Below are 16,924 nucleotides of genomic sequence, written 5' to 3'. Positions count from 1 at the left end.
CAGACGCGGGCCTAGGCGACCAGAAATGACCCGTCGGGTCAGCTCGTGCGCGAATGGCGGCGGACGCGCGTTACGTCAGGGCGGTGCCGGCCGTCATTCCCATGACGACACCGACGGAGGAAGGTGGTCACCATGGACGGTCTGACCGGAGGTGGAGACGGAGGCAGCGACGGAGACGCTGACGTCCTCGCCGCGGCCTTCGAGGCACACCGGGGTCGGCTCGAGGCCGTCGCCGTGCGGATGCTCGGGTCGCGGACCGACGCCGAGGACGCCCTGCAGGAGGCGTGGTTGCGGCTGTCGCGCCAGGACGTGGACAGCATCGACAACCTCGCGGGCTGGCTGACCACCGTCGTCGGTCGTGTCTGCATCGACGTGCTGCGGTCCCGTGCGAGCCGGGGCGCGACGGCATACGACGAAAGACCCCCGAGCTGGTCGTGGTCGAGGACGGGAGCCCGGCCCCCGAGGAGGAGGCCGTGCTCGCGGAGTCCGTCGGGCTGGCGATGCTCGTGGTGCTGCAGACGCTCACCCCGGCCGAGCGGCTGGCGTTCGTGCTGCACGACATGTTCGCCGTGCCGTTCGCCGACATCGGTCAGATCCTCGGCCGGTCGACGGACGCCACCAAGATGCTGGCCAGCCGGGCCCGGCGCAAGGTCCGGGGGAGACCGGCGGACCCGGGCCACGGGCGTGAGGGGCGCGCCGTCGTCGCGGCCTTCCTCATGGCTGCGCGGGAGGGCGACTTCGACGGGCTGCTCGCGGTCCTGGACCCGAACGTCACCCTGCGCATCGACAACCCGCGCGGATCTAGCGTGCGCATCGGCGCCACGGAGGTCGCGACCGTCGCCGAGCGCGGCGCCCGCGGCGCGGCGATGGCCTGGGAGGCGATCGTCAACGGCCTGCCGGGCGTGGTGTTCCGGAGCAAGGACGGCAGGGCCTTCGGCGTCGTGGGGTGCACGGTCGTGGACGGGCTGATCGTGGAGATCGTGTCGGTCAACGACCGCGCCCGGGTCCTGGCGGCCGGTGTGCGGGACCGTCCTCCGGCGGGGTGACGGTGTTACGTCTGTGGCCGGGCCGCCGTCATACGGGTATCACCGCAACCAAGGAGAACGTGATGGAAGCCCGACTCAACCCCTTTGCCCACGACACCCTCATGACCATCCTCCCGCACGTCATCTCGGCCGGCCGCGCCGCGAGCGGAGCGCTGCCCGAGCGCGTCGCCGAGCTGGTCAACATCCGCGCCAGCCAGATCAACGGCTGCGGCGCCTGCCTCGACATGCACGTCAAGGAGGCGCTCCACGCCGGCGAGACCCCGCTGCGCGTCAACCTCGTGGGGGCCTGGCGCGAGACCACCGTCTTCACCGAGCAGGAGCGCGCCGCACTGGCGCTCACGGAGGAGGGCACCCGCCTCGCCGACAGCACGGGCGTCAGCGACGAGACCTGGTCGTATGCCGCCCACCACTTCGACGAGTCGACGCTCGGTGCCCTGGTCGCCCAGATCGCGCTCATCAACACCTTCAACCGCTTCAACGTCATCACCCGCCAGCAGGGCGGTCACTACGAGGTCGGCCAGTTCGCCTGACTCACCGCGTGGAGTGCAAGCCCCCGACATCCCCGACATCAACGGATGCCGGGGGTGCGGTGCGCCCCGGTGCGCCCCGGTGCGCTGATCAGGCACCCGCGGCGACGAGTGTCTTGCGTCCCAGCAGACCTTCCGTATCTCGACGTGCGAAGTAGGATTGAGTCCTACTCACGAGGGGGCCCGATGCGAACGACACGACAGATGAGCGTGACCTTGCCGCTCGAGATGGCGGACATGGTGCGGGCTCGAGTGCGCTCGGGGGACTACGCCTCGGAGAGCGAGGTGGTGCGTGAAGGCCTCCGCGCGCTCGCTGCACGTGACCGCGCGGTGGAGTCGTGGTTGCGGGACTCGGTGTTGCCTGCGTACGACGGGCTTCGTGCTGACCCCTCCCGAGCAATGTCTGCAGACGAGGTGCGGCACCGGATGGCCCAGGCCCGCGGCCGGTGAACTACGGCGTCTCGTTCGACCCCGATGCGCTTGACCAGCTCATGGCCCTTGAGCGCCACCTCGTGCGGGTGGCTCACCCGCCGGTCGTCGACGCGTACCTCACGGCGGTGATCGCCTATTGCGAGGGGCTGGGGGTGCTGCCGCACGGCGGCACATCCAGGAGCGATCTGCGACCGGGACTACGGACGTCCAGCTACAAGAAGGGCGTCCTCGTGGCCTACGTGGTCGATGACCGACTGCGCAACGTCACCGTCCTCGGCATCTTCTTTGGTGGGCAGGACTTCGAGTCTCTGCTGGAAGGTGAGTAGATGCGCAGATCTGCGCTGGCGGCGGTCACTCCCACGCTGCCAGCTCCGCCTGCGTCGGCGGAGCGTCGAAGTCGTCCGGCACCTCGAACCGCATCATCCCGAACGTCCGTGGTGCCGGCGCGGCCGCAGGGACCATGCGGGCCACGGGTCGCTCGTCCCTCAGGATCGTGACCTCGTCGCCAGCTTGCACCTCGTCGAGTGCCTGCCCGAGGTGGGCCCTGAGGTACTGCTCCGTGTGGTTGCGCACGGACCCAATCTGAGCCACCGCTGCTCGAGGGTCAACAGGCGCTGCTGTGGAGTGTGGCGCGCCGCAGGAGGAGACTGCGAGCACGTTTGGCTGCGGACATCGAGGTGGAGGAGAGCTGATGCGCATCTACGGATTCACGGAGTATGGCGGGCCCGAGGTCGAGCGCTTCCTGGACGTGCCGGACCTGGTGGTGACGCCGGGCGCGGTGCTCGTCCGTCTGCGGGCCGCCGGGCTCAACCCCGCCGACATCAAGGTCCGCAGCGGGCAGCGCCAGGGCAAGGTCGAGGTGCGCTTCCCGATGGCCATGGGGCGCGAGGCCGCGGGCACGGTGGTCGAGGACCCGTCGGGCCGCTTCCGCGAGGGCGAGCTCGTCTTCGGTTCGTGCGCCTCGGGATTCGGCGCTCTCGGCGGTCTCGTCCTGCTCGAGCTCGACCAGACGGCGCGCCTCCCCGACGGGGTCGAGGCGGAGCAGGCCGCCTGCATCCCCGTCGCCATCGGGACGGCGTGGGATGCCCTCGGCGAGCTGGGGGTCGGGACGGGTGGCGCGGTCCTGGTGCTCGGAGCCGGGGGAGGGGTGGGCGTGCACGCCGCGCAGCTCGCCGCGCACCTCGGGGCCCGCGTCATCGGGGTGGCGAGCGCGGCCAAGGCCGAGCTCGTCGCGAGCGCGGGCGCGGAGCACGTCGAGTCCGGGGATGGCTGGGCCGAGGTCGTGGCGGAGCTCGCGGCCGAGGGTGTCGACGCCGTGGTGGACGCCGTCGGCGGGGACACGCTGCGGCAGGCCGCCGCCCTGGCCAAGCACCCGTCGGCGATCCGGAGCTCGGCCTCGCCGGCGCTCGCGACCGAGCTGGGCGGGTCGGGCATCACCCGTCGTCGGGACGCGTCGGTGTATGCCGAGCTGGCCGATCTCGTGGCCCGGCAGGACCTCCGACCTGTCATCCACGCGACCTACCCGCTGGCCGAGGCGCCGGCAGCGGTCGCGGAGGTCGCGTCGGGTCACGCCACCGGCAAGACCGTCGTGACCGCCCTGGGAGTGTCGCCTCGGTGACGGGGGACGAGCAGGAGGAGAGGCTCGAGGGCGGCAACGCCACCGAGGGCGTGGTCCGGGTCGGCGACACCGTCCGCAAGCCGTGGCTTCCCACCACCGAGCGGACCATCGGCTACCTGGAGACGCTGCGCGAGCGGGGCATCGACGTGCCGGCGACGCACGGGCGCGACGAGCGGGGCCGGCTCGTCCTGAACTACGTGCCCGGGACCCTGGCGATGGACGTCGCCCCGCTCGGCACGGACCAGGTGTGGCGGGTGGGTCGGCTCGTGCGGTCGATCCACGACGCGAGCGTTGGCCTGCCGGTGCCGGACGACTGGCCGGTGCTGCTTCCGGCATACGGACCAGACCTGTTGTGCCACAACGACCTTGCGACCTGGAACCTGATCATCGACGGCGACCGCTTGGTCTTCATCGACTGGGACGGAGCCGGCCCGAGCACGCGCCTGTGGGACCTCGCGTATGCCGCGATCGCGTTCGCGCACCTCTTCCCGGGCGCCGACGTGGCGGAGTCGGCCGAGAGGCTCGCGGCGTTCGTCGACGGCTACGGCGCAGATCGCGGTCTGCGAGATGCGTTGCCCGCCACCATGATCGATCGCGCCCAGGCGATGCACGACCTGCTCAGGAGCTCGCACGAGACCGGCCGCGAGCCCTGGGGCAGCATGTATGCCGAGGGCCACGGCGAGCACTGGCACGGCACCGTCGAGTTCATCCGTGCGCACGAACGACATTGGCGCACAGCCCTCGTCGACTAGGGCGTGTTGAGCCCGCACGTCCGAGATCGGGGCCGCTTCTGGTGGCTATGACCACCAGGAGCGGCCCCGATGTCAGGAGATGCCGTCGGGGAGGGGGCCGGTGAGGTAGCCCTGGACGGTGGGGGCGATCATCGTGACGAGGTCGTCGAAGCTGTGCGCGACCAGCGGGGGAGCCTTGAGGATGTAGCGGCCCAGGGCGATGCCGACGATGTGCGTCATGGCGGTGGCCATGCGCAGGCCGGGATGGTCGTCGGGGAGGTGCGGAAGCATGTCGTGCAGCACCGCCTCCACCGCGAACTCGCGGAACTGGTCCAGGGCCTGGTCGTTGGCGAAGGCCGACACCACCAGCGCGCGGAGCGGAGCTGCGGTGACCGGGTCCTCCCAGAGGCCGAGGTAGGAGCGGGTCAGGCGCTCGCCCCACTCCTCCTGCGGCCCGGTCGCCGACTCGCGGACCGCGGCCATCGCCTCCGGGGGCAGCGCCAGTGATGCGGCGAAGAGCCCTTCCTTGTCGCCGAAGAAGTGCCTGATCAGGCCCGGATCGACGCCGGCCTGGCCGGCGATCGCGCGCAGCGTCGCCCCCTTGTAGCCGTGCTGGGTGAACTGGTCGCGCGCGGCGTCGAGGATCGCGTCCTTGGTGGAGACCGGGCCGGGTCGGCGGCCCGTCCGGCCGTTCGTGTCGACGCTCATCCGTCACTCTCCTCGCTGCGGTGGCTTCTCCAAACTGTATCCGCCGATGTTGACTTCCACGATTGTGGAGTTCTACGATTGTGGAAATCCAGGTCGCTGAACCACTGAGTCGTCATACGACCTCCGGGCTCCGGCCGCACTCGATCGAGGAGTCACCATGGCCACCAGCACCGCCACCCGCACAGCCACCCACCGAGGGGGCGCCGACCCACGCGTGCTGCTCGGCGCCATCCTCGGCATCCCGACCGTCATCGCCCTCATGCTCCTTGCCTTCGCCGTTCCCGCGCTGAGCTCCGGCGCCAAGGACCTGCCCCTCGCCGTCAGCGGCCCCGCGCCTGCTGTCGCGCAGCTCACCGGGATGCTGGGCAAGACCAGCCCCGGCACCTTCGACGTCGCGACCTATCCCACGGCGCAGGAGGCGGCGACCGCCATCCGTGAGCGCGAGGCGATAGGTGGCCTGTCCGTGGCACCCACCGGCGTGACGGTCCAGACCGCGGCCGGGGCGGGTGCGCCATACTCCGCTCTGCTCAAGGGAATCGGCGCCCAGCTGGCCGCAAGGGGTCAGCAGGTGACCTACACCGAGCTGGCGCCCATGCCCCAGGACGACCCCGCCGGCGCCGCCCTGACGACCCTCGGACTGCCCCTCATCTTCGGCGGTATGGCGTCCGCGGCCGCCCTCGTCCTCGCCTACCGCGGCTCCCCGGCTGGGCGTCTCGGCGGCGTCCTCGCGATCTCGGCGCTCGGCGGCCTCGTGGCGACGGCGATCCTCCAGCACGGCTTCGGGGTGCTCGACGGCAGCTACTGGCTCACGTCCGCCGCCGTCGCTGCGGGCATCGCCGCCATCTCGGCGACCGTCGTCGGCCTCGGCTCGCTGCTGGGCGTCGCGGGGATCGGCCTCGGTGCGGTGCTGATGCTCTTCGTCGCCAGCCCCCTGTCGGGCCTGGCCACCGGTCCCGCATGGTTGCCGCAGCCGTGGGGCGAGATCGGTCAGCACCTCCCCGTCGGCGCGGCCGCGACGGCGATGCGGTCGGCGGCGTACTTCGACCGTGCGGGGGCGACCCGCGCGTGGGTCGTGCTCGCCACCTGGATCGTGACCGGGGTCCTGCTCGCCCTGATCCCGCGCCGCCGCCCCGCTGCCGCTTGACCTCAGGGGCAGGCTGGGGCGCATGGACTTCTTCTGCTTCCATCGCGACCGGGTCGGCGCCGAGCAGCTTCGCGTGAGCATGGTCGAGGAGCACTGGTCCTACATGGACCGGTTCGACGGCCGCTTCATCGCGCGCGGTCTGACCTTCGACCAGGAGGGCACGTTGAGCGGCAGCGTGCACATCGTGGACCTGCCCGATGCCGCCGCGGCGTGGGCCTTCGCCTTCGAGGAGCCCGGCTACCAGGCGGGCGCCTCTCGCGACGTGCTGGTGAGGCGCTGGCACAACGTGCTCGGGCGGACGATGTGGTCGTATGCCGGTGACCACCGCAGCGAGAACCTCTACCTGGTGCTGGGATTCGCGCGAGCGCCGCGTCCCGTCAGCGAGCTCGCCGCTCCTCCTGGCGATCTCGTGGCCTACGGGCCGCTGCTCTCCGACGACGGTCGTCAGGAGCTCGGCGTGGCGGCGCTGCTGGCGGCCAAGGACCGGGTCGATGCCCGCGGGGTGCTGGGTGGCGGCGACCATGTCGGGATCGAGGTGCACGGCTGGGAGTTCGGTGGTCGCCGGGGCTAGCAGGGCCTGTGCGGTGCCGGCGGATCCGCGTTCCGGTTGCGCCATGCCCGACGTCGCGCGTCCCGATCTGCCGCCGTCGTTCGGCGTCGGCCAGGCCGATCAGCGGGCTCAGGCTCGGGAACTCGCATGCACAACGACCCATTGCCGCAGGTGGCGGCCACGGATCGGGGCGTTGTGCATGGAGTCGCGCCGTGGCCCCTGCCCGGACGAGGTGCACGGCCGGGATCGGGGCTGCTTTGGGTGGCTATGACCACCAGGAGTGACCCCGATGTCGCGAGAGGGCGTGAGGGGAAGGGATCCTCGCAGCACGAGCCTGAACGGGTTGCTCAGTGGAGCGCTCACGCCGGTCTGGTCGAGGCTCACTGGTCGATGAGCAGCCCGAGCAGGAAGGGCAGCAGGGCTGGGTGGGCCAGGGGCAGGTCCGGCAGCTCGGAGGCGGTGAACCACCCCAGGGCGTCGTGCTCGTCGAGCGCCAGGTTGGCCGGTTCGCCTGACCAGCCGGTCACCAGGAAGGCGTGCATCTCGAGCGTCGGGTCGTCGATCGTGATCCTCACCGGCGCCGGGTCGTGGATGGTGACGCCGAGCTCCTCCAGACATTCGCGCACCACCGCGTCGGCCGGGGTCTCGCCGGTCTCGACATGGCCGCCGACGAGATCCCAGCAGTCGGGGTACCAGCGGCGCTGCGGGTGCCGGTGCCCGAGCAGGACGCTGCCGTCGCGGACCAGGGCTGCAGCGGCGATCCGGTCAGGCGCGTGGGACATGTGGCCAGGCTACCCAGGGCCCGGAACTCGCCTGCACACGAATCATTGCCGCAGGTGGTGGCCGCTGATGGGGGCGTTGTGCGTGCGAGTTGCGGGGTCTCGTTGACCGGACGAGCGTCACGCCCGTGATCGGGGCTGCTCTTGGTGGCTATCACCACCAGGAGTGGCCCCGATGTCGCGAGATGCCGTCAGGGAACCGTCGAGAGGCGACTGACGGGGGGCAATCCGCCTGGGCAACCCGCTCTGGCCGGGGTGCTGGACTTCGGCGACATGTTCGCGGGCGACCCGGCCTGTGACCTCGCGGCCGCGTGGGTCCTGCTGCCCGACAACGCTGCTGGTGGCTTCTTCGACTCCTACGGCCGCGTTGACGACGCCACCGTGACCCGCGCGAGAGGGTGGGCGGTGCTGCGTGCGTTGATACTGATCATGGTCGGTGCCAATGGCCGCCTCGGTCGGCCGGGCGGCAAGCCGACCTGGGAGCCTGCCGGCTACGCCGCGCTGGACCGGTCCGTCCGCCACCCCTGACGGCGATGGAGCAGGGCGGGCGGATCCGTCATACCTGCGTGCCTGCCTCGATCCGCACCGGGTGCAGGTCGAGCGTGGGGTCCTCCATGGCGTCGGCCGCTCGGCGGACGACGTCGCGGAGCCAGGTGTTGCCGGGGTCCGCGGACTGCAGGGGATGCCAGAACATGCCCTCCACCAGCGGGATCTCGAGCTCGTCGGCGACGGCGATCGCCACGAGCCGGCCGTCGCGCACGGCCCGGGCGGCGAGCCGACGGGGCACCAGCGCCACGAGGTCGGTGCCCTCGACGATGGACGGCAGCGCCTGGAACCCCGAGATCCGCGCCGCGACGCGAGGCGCCTGGTCGACCTCGGCGAAGAAGCGCATCGGCGGGGTGATGATGCTGCCGCCGAACTCGCCGATGGCCTGGGGCGCCGCGGCGACGTCGGCGACGGTGAGCCGGTCGGCCGCCAGCAGCGGGTGCGCGGGGTCGAGCAGCACCACGAAGTCGTCGCGGAACAGGGCGCGGCTGTCCCCCGGCAGCGCGAAGCCCATCGGGCCGATGACGAGATCGACCTGGTTGAAGACGTGCGGCGTGCTGATGGGGCGCGAGGTCGGCACCACGTCGACGCGGATCCCGGGGGCCTCCTGCGTCATCCGGGCTCGCAGGTGGCGCAGCAGCACGGACGCCACGTAGTCCGACGCCGCGATGACGAACGTCCGGTCGCTCGTGGAGGGGGCGAAGCCCGCGTGCAGCTGCAGCGCCTCCTGGACGTCGGCCATGGCCCGGTCCACCCGCGGGGCCAGCGCCTCCGCGAACTGCGTCAGCTCGTAGCCGCGGCCGGCGCGCACGAGCAGCTCGTCGTTGAAGTGGCGCCGCAGCCGGCCGAGCGACGCGCTCATCGACGACTGGCTCAGATGCATCCTCTCGGCGGCCCGCGACACGTTGCGCAGCTCGAGCAGCGCCTGCAGCGAGGGCAGCAGGTTGAGGTCGACATCCTTCATGTGGGCATTGTCCGCCGGGGGCCGTCCTCCGCGCCGGGGGTCGGCGGAAGTCCACCCTTCGGCTGGTATCGACCGCCGCGATACCAGGGCCAGCCGGGTCGCGCTTCCGCCCCGTCGGGTTCCCCGCCAGGGTTGCCCCACTCGTCGCCTGAGCAATGGAGCCAGCATGTCCGCACCGCCCGCCACCCCCAGCCCCGCCGTCGTGGTCAACCCACGCACCGGCCGGCCCGCCGGGCCCCTCGAGGGTGCCATCCTCCTGGCCTGTGCCTGCATGTCCGTGCTCGCGGCCGTGCTCATGGCGCCCAACCTGCCCCGCATCCAGGAGGCCTTCGCCGGCACCCCGGGCGTCGAGGCGCTCGCCCCCATGGTCGTCACCGTCCCCGCGCTCATGGTCGGGCTCACCGCGCTGATCGCCGGCCGGGTCGTCGACCGGGTCGGCCGCAAGCGCCTCCTCGTCGGCGCCCTGGTGCTGTATGCCGTCGCCGGCACCGCCCCGCTGTGGCTGCCCACGCTGCCTCTCATCGTCGCCAGCCGGGTCCTCGTCGGCCTGTGCGAGGCCGTGATCATGACCGCGTGCACGACGCTGCTCGCCGACTACTTCCACGGCGCGCAGCGCGTGCGCTACTTCGGCTATCAGGTGATGACGACGACGATCGCCGCCACCGTGCTCTTCGGGCTGGGTGGCGCGCTGGGCGCCTCCAGCTGGCGGGTCCCGTTCGGGCTATATGCCGTGGGCCTGGTCCTGGCCGTGCTCTGCGCGGTGTTCCTGTTCAACACCACCCACGTGCCGGAGGGCGACGAGGCCTTGCCGCCGGTGCGGTGGAGCCTGCTCCTGGCGCCGGTCGCGGTGAGCTTCCTCGGCGGGCTGGTCTTCTACGTGCTGATCGTGCAGCTGTCCTATCGCCTCGTCGAGGTCGGCGTGACGTCGCCGCCGATGATCGGGCTGGTCAGCGCCATCGCGTCGGTCGGGACGGCGGCCGGGTCGTTCACCTTCACCCGCATCGCTGGTCGCGGGCACGCCTTCACGGTGCCCCTGGCCTTCGTCCTGTCCGGGCTGGGTCTGCTGGGCATGGGGCTGGCGCCGTCGGTGGCGCTGCTCGTGCCCGCGGCCGTGGTCACGGGCTTCGGCAACGGCCTGCTCCTGCCCAGCCTTCTGACCTGGACGCTCACCCCGCTCACCCACGGGCAGCACGGGCGGGGCACGGGCCTGTGGACCTCGGCGAGCTTCCTCGGCAACTTCGTCTGCCCGATCCTCGTCCTCGTCCTGGCGGGGGCCTTCGGCGGACTCGGGGTCGCCATCGTCGCGGTGGGCGTGCTCTCCCTGGTGGTCGGCGTGGCTGTCCGTTTGGGCCGTGGGTCGCGCCGGCCGCACCGCGGTCGAGGCGGCCGAGGCGCCTGGCGTCGCCCACTGAGGCAGGCGGGGCGGCATACGGTCGGGCGCCTGGGCAGCTCAGCCGGGCCTCTCGGTCCGGCGGCTCAGCCCGAGAATACCGACCAGCAGATCTCGTCGCGGCGGGCCTGGTCGTCGAGGACGAGCTGCCGCACCTGTGGCGGGAGCTGGTCACGCTGCCAGTCCCGCTCGGCGCGCGCGGCGTCCGGGTCGTGCGGCTCCGCGGCGCGAATCGCCTTGATGGCGTAGGCCGCCGCCCCCAGGTCGTGCTCGGCGACGTGACCGACGCAGGCGGCCTGACCGGCGGCATACGCGGCGAAGCGGGCTGCGCCGGTGAGCGGGCGGGCGGCCCCCATGGCGTGGCCTCCGACGGCGCGGGCCTGCATCATCGGCACCTCGCCGCGAGCCCATCGCCGCGCCGCCTCGATGGCCTCACGCGGTCGCCGGTCGTCGGGCCGTTCGTGCTCGAACAGGGGCAGGACGCGCTCGGCGCAGGTCGCCGCCCACAGGGCGAGGAGCTGGTGGTCCTCGTCGGTGAGGGTGCCGCCGCGGCGCGTCGTCACCATGCTCGGGTCGCGAACTCGGGGGAGGATCAAGGGCTCTCACCGTCCTCTACGTGTTCGCGCAGCGCGGCGTCCAGCTCGTGCACGACCCGCGCGGCGGGGCTGCTCCCCTCACCAGTCCGGGGATAACGACGCAGCACCGCGACGAGCAGGGGAGTGGCGGACCGCACGACCGACTCGACGGTGACGGGTTCGCCGCCGACGTCGCAGGCCGTGCCCCCACGCTGCTGGAACGCGCAGATGGCGTGGGCCGGGGCTCGCAGGATGTGCCCCACCTGGGCGGCGTCGGCGAGGGGGTGGAGGTAGGCAGAGGCGGCGGCATCGCCCGCGGCCATCGCCGCGTGCGCTGCGGACGCCGATCCGGCGCTTTTGGCGGAGCGGTGGGCGGCCGGGCCGGTCACTCGTTGCGCCCTGGAGCGAGGAGCGCCGTTCGCGAACTCCCATGCTGCGTCGAGCGCCTCGCGCGGACGCGGGTCGTGCGGCCGGTCTGCCTCGTGGATCGGCAAGGCCCGCTCGGCTGCCGTCGCCGCGAACCTGGTCACCTCTCGCAGCTCGGCCGTCGTGAGCTCGAAGTCCGGTGTGCGAGAGGACGTCACATCGCCAGCCGGCCGTCGACGACGACGATCGTGTCGCCGCCGATCCAGATGTCCTCGCCGTCGTCGTGCACGTGCACCCGTCCGCGGCGACCGATCTGGCTGCCCTGTGCGACGACATACGACTCCGGCACCTCCCCGCGCTCGCGGAGCCACTGCGCGAGCGCGCCGTTGAGGCTGCCGGTGACCGGGTCCTCGTATGTCGGCCCGAAACCCCTCACCTCGTAGGCGCACTCGCCTCCAGGGGCCTCGAGTCCGACGACCCCGATGTGCAGCCCGCCGCGATCCGCGGAGGGGCGCAGGGCGCGGACCGCGTCGGCGTCGCGCAGCTGGACCAGCCGCCACTCGGGTCCGTTGACGCCCCAGGCGTGGGCGACGATCTCGGCCGGGTCGATCGCGAGCATCGTTGCCATCCGTGTCACGTCGTCGTCGGGCAGCGGCCCCGTGCGCGTCCGCGGCGGCGTCGCGAAGGCGAGCCGGTCCTCCTCCAGCTGCACCGGCACCAGCCCCGCCGCACACTCCTGGATCAGTCGACCTGGCGTCCTGGGGACGCCGCCGAGCTCCAGCCAGGCGCGGGCCGAGCCGATCGTCGGGTGCCCGGCAAAGGGGTACTCCTGCCGGGGGGTGAAGATCCGGATGCGGTAGTCGGCCTCCGGATCCGTCGGTGCCAGCAGGTAGGTCGTCTCCGAGAAGTTCGTCCACGCAGCGAGGCGCTGCATCTGCTCGGTGGTGAGCTCGTCCGCGTCGGCGACCACGGCGAGCGGGTTGCCGGTGAGCCGGCCGGAGCTGAACACGTCGACCTCGAGGAACCGTCGCATCATGCGGTCATTGTCCTCCGGGAGCGTCGCCACGTCCTGTCCGGCCGGTCTCGTCGCCGAGCGGCGCGGGGGTCGGCCCGCTGACCGGCCCGCTGACCAGGCCGCTCACCAGCTCGTCGACGCAGGCGTTCAGCTCACGGCGGCTCAGCGTCCCGGGTGCGCTGATCGCGTGCAGGGCCAGGCCGTCGGTCGTCGCGAGGGCGACCCGTGCCCTGGTCTGGTCGTGGGCGTTCGTCGTGGTCGCGCCGCGGTCCTGGGCGAAGCATCGCGCGAGTGCGGCCAGGACGTCCCGCAGCACCTCCTCCTGCACGGCGGCCAGGCCGGGGTGGACGGCAGCCGCCGCGGAGAAGGCCATGACCACCCGTGCCTCGACGAGCCGCTCGTCATCGAGGGGGAGCAGCTGGTGCAGCGTGGCGACGAGGCGCGAGACGGGGTCCTGCTCCTGGGTCGCCAGCGCTCGCTGCGAGACCCGACCCACCACCCGCCGGAAGGCCTGCTCGAGCATCGCCTCCTTGGTCGGGAAGTGGTACTGCACGGTCCCGATCGACACGTCGCCGCGCTGGGCGACGGCGCGGACGCTGAGGGCCTCGAGGCCGCCCTCGGCGACGAGCTCGACCATCACCTCGGCCAGCCGTTCGGTCCTGGTTGACGCCCTCTCCATGCCCCGTATCATACGGTTGTATGAATCCATACGGTCGTATGACGCGGGGCATCCTCAGCGGAACGATCATCGTCATCGCCCTGACCTGGGCGATCTATGCCGTGGACCGTCGCGCCTGGCCGGGTGTGGCGCTGCCCGTCGGCGTCACCCTCCTCGGCGCCGTCAACGTCGTCCTGACCCTCCTGCGCCCCGGCCTCAAGGTCGCGGCCGTGCGACGGCTGCAGCGCTGGGTCGTCAACCCGCTGGTCCGGGCCCTGCTGCGGCTCGGTCTCAACCCGCTCGGCGTCACGCTCCTCGAGACCCGGGGGCGGCGGTCGGGGGAGGCGCGCGCGACCCCGGTGGGCGTCGCGCGCGACGGAGGCCGGGTGTGGCTCGTGGCCGAGCACGGTCACCGCGCCGGGTACGTCCGCAACATCGCGGCCGACCCACGCGTGCGGCTGCGGCTGAGGGAGGCGGGGCGGTGCCGCTGGGTCGACGGCATCGCCCACCTCGAGCCCACCGACGACCCCCTGGCCCGTCAGCGCTGGATGGCCGGCTGGAACCCCGTGCGATGGCTCAACGCCGCGATGGTGCGATTCCTGGGGGCCGAGCTCCTGTCGGTCCGCGTCGAGCTAGCCGGGCTCTCGGCGCCGGTCTACAGGGCAGAGTAGGAGCAGGAGTCCCGACGAGCTGAGGAGCGGACGTGTCGGAGGAGCAGAGGGTCAAGACCTACACGCGTCAGCAGGTGCTCGTGTGGAACGACAGGTGGTCCCACACGGACGTACGAATCATCGAGGAGAACCTCGACCGCCTGGGGGTCGTCAGCTATGTCTCGCCCCAGTCGGGGGGATACATCTGGTGCGTGGACGGGCAGGGTCGTCGAGTGATGAAGATCGCCGCCGGATACCTGGAGTTCAAAGACGAGTTCGCGCCGGACGAGGCGGAGAAGTGGGAGGGCGGATGATCAGGGGTGGACCTGTCGAACGCCCAGTTCAGAGGGCCTAACAGTGCTCGGCGAGACGAGTCGGCATCGATCTGCCCCGTGCACTTCGTGCAGCTGCCGAGCTCGGGACGGTGCGACGACTGCGGGTGAGTGAGCGGTCGGGCTGTCGCCGTCGCGGGCTGGTCTCACCCCTGCGCTCAACCTCGACCAGTAGCGGCGCCGGGCTCAGGCGCGCAGGACCTTGTCCATCGCCTTGCCCTTGGCCAGCTCGTCGACGAGCTTGTCGAGGTGGCGGATCTGCTGCATGAGCGGGTCCTCGACGTCCTCGACCCGGACGCCGCACACCACTCCCTTGATCAGTGACGTGCTGGGGTTGAGGCGGGCGTCGGCGAAGAACTCCTCGAAGGTCGTGCCCGACTCCAGGTGCTGGGCCAGCTCGGCATCGTCGAACCCCGTCAGCCACCGGATGACCTGGTCGAGCTCGGCCTTGGTCCGCCCCTTCTTCTCCACCTTCGTGACGTAGTGGGGATAGACCGACGCGACGCTGGTGGTGAAGATGCGGCTCATGGTCCCGGAGGGTATCCGTTCCCTCCACGCACCGGCGCGATCGGGTGGAGAACACCACCGCTGTCGGTGGCCTTCTCCACCCGTTGACGATGCGGTGGGGAACGGCGCCCGCTCCGACGGCTGACGCGGTTCAACAGCTGACGCGGGTCAGATCAGCGGTACCCCCGGGCCGGAGAGCGAGCCCTCGCGCCAGCGGCGACCGCTCGCGACCATCAGCAGCTCGATCGCAGGTCCGTGCACCTCTGGCCCCCGGCCCACGGCGAGGTCGGCGTCGTTCGCCACGAGGCGCACGCGGCCGGCGAGCTTCTTTGCGCCGCCGAAGGACTCGGGCGTCTTGACCTGGTAGCCGATGGCGGCGCGGACGGCTTCGGGCGGATAGGCGCGAGCGATGCCGAGTGGCCGTCGGATGTCCTCGCCGTGCGCGATCTCCTCGACGAGGCGGCTGGCCAGCGCGACGGGCGGCCCGCTCGTGCGGTCGGCGACGTGCCGCAACCGTTCGAGCGTCTGCGAGGGCGTGGCGCCACGCTCCGCGGCGATGCCGTCGGCGTTCTGCCGGTCGAAGTCGAACCTCGCCCGCACCATTGCCATCACGAGTCCGAGCGGCGTGGCCTTGGCGTTGTCGACGAGGTGCGCCGCCACGTCGTGGACGGTCCACCCCTCCGCCGCCGAATCCGTCTCCCACGCAACCGGATCCAGCGTGGCCAGGTCGTCGATCAGAGCGTGGCGCTTGGCGTGGACCAGGGCCCAGGTGTCGGTCATGGACCCAGCCTGACGCCCTCGCCCGGCGGCGACAAGGGCCCGACCGTATGCCGTCCGCCCCCGGCAGGCGGGGTCACCGCGAGGCGGCGGCGGGCGTCATACGGCTCGGTGCGCTCGTCCCTCGGTGGGTGGCGGCAAAGATCAGGAGCGAGAGCAGGGCGCAGACGGCCATGCACAGAGCCATGGGCAGCACGGCCTCGTCGCCGCCGAGCCCCACGAGCGGGGAGACGAAGCCGCCGACCGCGAACTGCGCCGCCCCCATCAGCGCCGAGCTCGTGCCGGCGTGGTCGCGCCCGGCGTCCAGGGCGAGAGCGGACGTGTTGCCAAAGATCAGCCCCTGACCCGCGACGCACACGAAGAGCAGGACCAGCACGGGGACCAGGCTCACGCCGGTGACGGACAGGGCGAGCAGCGCCAGGGCGGACAGCGCCACCACGGCCTGGGCGCACAGGACGATCTGGGCCGAGGTGAACCTGCGCAGCAGGGCGTTGGCCAGAGCGGTCGCCAGCAGCATGCCGGCGGCGTTGACGGCGAAGGCGATGACGTACTGGGTCTCGCTGAGCCCCAGGCGATTCTGCAAGACATAGGTCGAGCCGGAGACGTAGGCGAACAGCGTGCCGAAGGAGGCGACACCGGCCAGCGCGAAACCGAGGTATCGGGGACGGCGGACCATCGTCGCGATCCCCGTGAAGACCTGGCGCACACCTCCCGAGTGCCGGGCCGCGGGCGCCAGCGACTCCGGGACGACGAAGAACACGGCCAGCGCCAGCACCGCCGTCGCGACCGTGATCACCGTGAAGACCAGCCGCCAGTCGCCCAGCGCCAGCACGACGCCGCCGAGGGACGGCGCGAGCACCGGCGACACCCCCGTGATCATCATCATGTAGTTCATGAAGCGGGTGGTCTCGTCGCCCTCGCTCAGGTCGGAGATCATCGAGCGCGCGATGACGACCCCGGCCGCGCCGCTGAACCCCATGACGAAGCGACACGCGACCAGGAGCTCGACCGTCGGCGCGAGCGTGCAGCCGAGGCTGGCGAGGAAGCAGACCAGCGAACCGACGAGCAGCGGTCTCCTGCGGCCGATCTGGTCCGAGAGCGGCCCGATGACGAGCTGCCCCACCCCCAGCCCCACCATGAACGCCGACAGCGTCAGCTGGATCATCGAGGCGGGCGCCGCCAGATCGCGCGACATCTGCGGGAAGGCCGCGAGGTACATGTCGGTCGCGAGCGGCGAGAGCCCCGCCAGCGCTCCGAAGATGAGCAGCAGCGGCACGGTGACGCGTCGTCGTTCCTGGGGCACGAGGGGGTCCGTCCTGTCGAGGTCGTCCCTCCAGCGTGAGGCGGATCGGCCGGGTGGCTCGTCGTCGTCCACCGATCGGGCCGTATGCCGGAAGCCCACCGTCACGGCGTGGTCGCCGCGAGGCGGCTCGGACCCGCGGGCTCCTGCGCGCTCACGCTGGCGGTGGCGCTCAGGGTGGCGAGGGTGTCTCGTGCTGCAGGGTGAGACGGGTGTGGCGACGCGAGACGGCGCGGCGTGAATGTGACTGTGGGGCAACGGGGGTCGACGGGCGGGGGTGCGGGGCGGGGGCGCTTGGGTGCGGGGGGG

22 protein-coding genes and 2 pseudogenes are annotated in these 16,924 nt (G+C 71.9%); 13 read left to right on the top strand and 11 right to left on the bottom strand.

What is annotated here, in order from left to right; genetic code table 11:
* Positions 1–132 precede the first annotated feature (132 nt).
* The 5 genes and pseudogenes from B4E97_RS18960 to B4E97_RS04755 form a co-directional block, all read left to right on the top strand.
* A pseudogene (locus tag B4E97_RS18960) lies at positions 133–330 on the top strand (sigma factor); the annotation flags it as partial.
* A gap of 143 nt (positions 331–473) precedes the next feature.
* On the top strand, positions 474–1,046 hold the full coding sequence (locus B4E97_RS04770) for a sigma factor-like helix-turn-helix DNA-binding protein (protein ID WP_286958900.1): 573 nt from the start codon (positions 474–476) through the stop codon (positions 1,044–1,046).
* 62 nt (positions 1,047–1,108) lie between these two features.
* A complete protein-coding gene (locus B4E97_RS04765) occupies positions 1,109–1,576 on the top strand; it encodes a carboxymuconolactone decarboxylase family protein (protein WP_019287341.1) in 468 nt (155 codons plus the stop codon).
* A gap of 45 nt (positions 1,577–1,621) precedes the next feature.
* The gene (locus tag B4E97_RS18955; protein ID WP_313534594.1) at positions 1,622–2,023 is read left to right on the top strand and encodes a type II toxin-antitoxin system ParD family antitoxin; all 402 of its coding nucleotides are present in this window, start codon (positions 1,622–1,624) and stop codon (positions 2,021–2,023) included.
* Entirely contained in the window at positions 2,020–2,331 is a 312-nt protein-coding gene (locus B4E97_RS04755) for a hypothetical protein (protein WP_286958899.1), read from the top strand. Before B4E97_RS18955 ends, B4E97_RS04755 begins: the two co-directional genes overlap by 4 nt.
* Before the next feature lie 25 nt (positions 2,332–2,356).
* On the opposite strand, the gene B4E97_RS04750 is transcribed toward B4E97_RS04755, so the two are convergent.
* Entirely contained in the window at positions 2,357–2,578 is a 222-nt protein-coding gene (locus B4E97_RS04750; RefSeq protein ID WP_286958898.1) for a type II toxin-antitoxin system Phd/YefM family antitoxin, read from the bottom strand.
* Positions 2,579–2,696: 118 nt separating this feature from the next.
* On the opposite strand from B4E97_RS04750, the gene B4E97_RS04745 reads away from it, so the two are divergent.
* Together B4E97_RS04745 and B4E97_RS04740 are read left to right on the top strand one after the other, a co-directional pair.
* On the top strand, positions 2,697–3,623 hold the full coding sequence (locus tag B4E97_RS04745; RefSeq protein ID WP_286958897.1) for an NADP-dependent oxidoreductase: 927 nt from the start codon (positions 2,697–2,699) through the stop codon (positions 3,621–3,623).
* Entirely contained in the window at positions 3,620–4,375 is a 756-nt protein-coding gene (locus tag B4E97_RS04740; protein ID WP_286958896.1) for a phosphotransferase, read from the top strand. Before B4E97_RS04745 ends, B4E97_RS04740 begins: the two co-directional genes overlap by 4 nt.
* Before the next feature lie 72 nt (positions 4,376–4,447).
* Here the strand turns inward: B4E97_RS04740 and B4E97_RS04735 are convergent, their stop codons facing one another.
* A complete protein-coding gene (locus B4E97_RS04735; RefSeq protein ID WP_286958895.1) occupies positions 4,448–5,062 on the bottom strand; it encodes a TetR family transcriptional regulator in 615 nt (204 codons plus the stop codon).
* 157 nt (positions 5,063–5,219) lie between these two features.
* Here B4E97_RS04735 and B4E97_RS04730 point away from each other — a divergent pair, with 157 nt between their 5' ends.
* Both B4E97_RS04730 and B4E97_RS04725 read left to right on the top strand, forming a co-directional pair.
* On the top strand, positions 5,220–6,206 hold the full coding sequence (locus B4E97_RS04730) for an ABC transporter permease (protein WP_286958894.1): 987 nt from the start codon (positions 5,220–5,222) through the stop codon (positions 6,204–6,206).
* A 22-nt stretch (positions 6,207–6,228) separates the two neighbouring features.
* The gene (locus tag B4E97_RS04725; RefSeq protein ID WP_286958893.1) at positions 6,229–6,777 is read left to right on the top strand and encodes a YciI family protein; all 549 of its coding nucleotides are present in this window, start codon (positions 6,229–6,231) and stop codon (positions 6,775–6,777) included.
* Between the two features lie 359 nt (positions 6,778–7,136).
* On the opposite strand, the gene B4E97_RS04720 is transcribed toward B4E97_RS04725, so the two are convergent.
* Entirely contained in the window at positions 7,137–7,538 is a 402-nt protein-coding gene (locus B4E97_RS04720) for an NUDIX domain-containing protein (protein WP_286958892.1), read from the bottom strand.
* Positions 7,539–7,682: 144 nt separating this feature from the next.
* Between B4E97_RS04720 and B4E97_RS04715 the strand changes: the two genes are divergently transcribed.
* On the top strand, positions 7,683–8,063 hold the full coding sequence (locus B4E97_RS04715) for a phosphotransferase (RefSeq protein WP_286958891.1): 381 nt from the start codon (positions 7,683–7,685) through the stop codon (positions 8,061–8,063).
* A 28-nt stretch (positions 8,064–8,091) separates the two neighbouring features.
* On the opposite strand, the gene B4E97_RS04710 is transcribed toward B4E97_RS04715, so the two are convergent.
* Complete coding sequence (locus B4E97_RS04710) at positions 8,092–9,045, bottom strand: LysR family transcriptional regulator (RefSeq protein ID WP_286958889.1); 954 nt, start codon at positions 9,043–9,045, stop codon at positions 8,092–8,094.
* Here B4E97_RS04710 and B4E97_RS04705 point away from each other — a divergent pair.
* A pseudogene (locus B4E97_RS04705) lies at positions 9,044–10,450 on the top strand (MFS transporter); the annotation flags it as partial. The gene B4E97_RS04710 and the pseudogene B4E97_RS04705 overlap by 2 nt on opposite strands.
* Positions 10,451–10,521: 71 nt before the next feature.
* Here B4E97_RS04705 and B4E97_RS04700 read toward each other — a convergent pair.
* Genes B4E97_RS04700 through B4E97_RS04685 form a run of 4 tightly spaced genes read right to left on the bottom strand, consistent with a single transcriptional unit; the run spans position 10,522 to position 13,070 of the window.
* Positions 10,522–11,001, bottom strand: a complete 480-nt coding sequence (locus B4E97_RS04700) for a putative immunity protein (RefSeq protein WP_286958888.1) — start codon at positions 10,999–11,001, stop codon at positions 10,522–10,524.
* Positions 11,002–11,027: 26 nt separating this feature from the next.
* On the bottom strand, positions 11,028–11,594 hold the full coding sequence (locus B4E97_RS04695; protein ID WP_286958887.1) for a putative immunity protein: 567 nt from the start codon (positions 11,592–11,594) through the stop codon (positions 11,028–11,030).
* Entirely contained in the window at positions 11,591–12,412 is an 822-nt protein-coding gene (locus B4E97_RS04690; RefSeq protein ID WP_286958886.1) for a PhzF family phenazine biosynthesis protein, read from the bottom strand. The genes B4E97_RS04695 and B4E97_RS04690 overlap by 4 nt, the downstream gene beginning before the upstream one ends.
* A gap of 4 nt (positions 12,413–12,416) precedes the next feature.
* Entirely contained in the window at positions 12,417–13,070 is a 654-nt protein-coding gene (locus tag B4E97_RS04685; RefSeq protein ID WP_286958884.1) for a TetR/AcrR family transcriptional regulator, read from the bottom strand.
* Positions 13,071–13,090: 20 nt separating this feature from the next.
* Here B4E97_RS04685 and B4E97_RS04680 point away from each other — a divergent pair, with 20 nt between their 5' ends.
* Both B4E97_RS04680 and B4E97_RS04675 read left to right on the top strand, forming a co-directional pair.
* Positions 13,091–13,720 carry a nitroreductase/quinone reductase family protein gene (locus tag B4E97_RS04680; RefSeq protein WP_286958883.1) on the top strand — a complete coding sequence of 210 codons (630 nt, stop codon included), beginning with the start codon at positions 13,091–13,093 and terminating at the stop codon, positions 13,718–13,720.
* Positions 13,721–13,752: 32 nt separating this feature from the next.
* Complete coding sequence (locus B4E97_RS04675) at positions 13,753–14,013, top strand: hypothetical protein (protein ID WP_286958882.1); 261 nt, start codon at positions 13,753–13,755, stop codon at positions 14,011–14,013.
* 204 nt (positions 14,014–14,217) lie between these two features.
* Here B4E97_RS04675 and B4E97_RS04670 read toward each other — a convergent pair whose 3' ends face one another.
* The 3 genes from B4E97_RS04670 to B4E97_RS04660 all read right to left on the bottom strand — a co-directional run bounded on the left by B4E97_RS04670 (position 14,218) and on the right by B4E97_RS04660 (position 16,618).
* Positions 14,218–14,559, bottom strand: a complete 342-nt coding sequence (locus B4E97_RS04670) for a DUF2200 domain-containing protein (protein ID WP_286958881.1) — start codon at positions 14,557–14,559, stop codon at positions 14,218–14,220.
* Positions 14,560–14,706: 147 nt separating this feature from the next.
* Positions 14,707–15,318: a maleylpyruvate isomerase family mycothiol-dependent enzyme gene (locus B4E97_RS04665; RefSeq protein WP_286958880.1), complete on the bottom strand. Its 612-nt coding sequence runs from the start codon at positions 15,316–15,318 to the stop codon at positions 14,707–14,709.
* Between the two features lie 73 nt (positions 15,319–15,391).
* Complete coding sequence (locus B4E97_RS04660; RefSeq protein WP_286958879.1) at positions 15,392–16,618, bottom strand: multidrug effflux MFS transporter; 1,227 nt, start codon at positions 16,616–16,618, stop codon at positions 15,392–15,394.
* Positions 16,619–16,924 lie beyond the last annotated feature (306 nt).

It is taken from the genome of Arsenicicoccus sp. UBA7492 (genome assembly GCF_002479615.1).
GTDB classification, from domain to species: domain Bacteria; phylum Actinomycetota; class Actinomycetes; order Actinomycetales; family Dermatophilaceae; genus Arsenicicoccus; species Arsenicicoccus bolidensis.
This window is presented reverse-complemented; position numbering and strand designations above follow the sequence as displayed.

What these genes read in the sequence shown, in the direction of transcription:
- B4E97_RS04765 (WP_019287341.1), top strand. Translation starts at nt 1,109, where the DNA reads ATGGAAGCCCGACTCAACCCCTTTGCCCACGACACCCTCATGACCATC.
- B4E97_RS18955 (WP_313534594.1), top strand. Translation starts at nt 1,622, where the DNA reads ATGCCGGGGGTGCGGTGCGCCCCGGTGCGCCCCGGTGCGCTGATCAGG.
- B4E97_RS04745 (WP_286958897.1), top strand. Translation starts at nt 2,697, where the DNA reads ATGCGCATCTACGGATTCACGGAGTATGGCGGGCCCGAGGTCGAGCGC.
- B4E97_RS04735 (WP_286958895.1), bottom strand. Translation starts at nt 5,062, where the DNA reads ATGAGCGTCGACACGAACGGCCGGACGGGCCGCCGACCCGGCCCGGTC.
- B4E97_RS04730 (WP_286958894.1), top strand. Translation starts at nt 5,220, where the DNA reads ATGGCCACCAGCACCGCCACCCGCACAGCCACCCACCGAGGGGGCGCC.
- B4E97_RS04725 (WP_286958893.1), top strand. Translation starts at nt 6,229, where the DNA reads ATGGACTTCTTCTGCTTCCATCGCGACCGGGTCGGCGCCGAGCAGCTT.
- B4E97_RS04720 (WP_286958892.1), bottom strand. Translation starts at nt 7,538, where the DNA reads ATGTCCCACGCGCCTGACCGGATCGCCGCTGCAGCCCTGGTCCGCGAC.
- B4E97_RS04710 (WP_286958889.1), bottom strand. Translation starts at nt 9,045, where the DNA reads ATGAAGGATGTCGACCTCAACCTGCTGCCCTCGCTGCAGGCGCTGCTC.
- B4E97_RS04700 (WP_286958888.1), bottom strand. Translation starts at nt 11,001, where the DNA reads ATGGTGACGACGCGCCGCGGCGGCACCCTCACCGACGAGGACCACCAG.
- B4E97_RS04690 (WP_286958886.1), bottom strand. Translation starts at nt 12,412, where the DNA reads ATGATGCGACGGTTCCTCGAGGTCGACGTGTTCAGCTCCGGCCGGCTC.
- B4E97_RS04685 (WP_286958884.1), bottom strand. Translation starts at nt 13,070, where the DNA reads ATGGAGAGGGCGTCAACCAGGACCGAACGGCTGGCCGAGGTGATGGTC.
- B4E97_RS04680 (WP_286958883.1), top strand. Translation starts at nt 13,091, where the DNA reads ATGAATCCATACGGTCGTATGACGCGGGGCATCCTCAGCGGAACGATC.
- B4E97_RS04670 (WP_286958881.1), bottom strand. Translation starts at nt 14,559, where the DNA reads ATGAGCCGCATCTTCACCACCAGCGTCGCGTCGGTCTATCCCCACTAC.
- B4E97_RS04665 (WP_286958880.1), bottom strand. Translation starts at nt 15,318, where the DNA reads ATGACCGACACCTGGGCCCTGGTCCACGCCAAGCGCCACGCTCTGATC.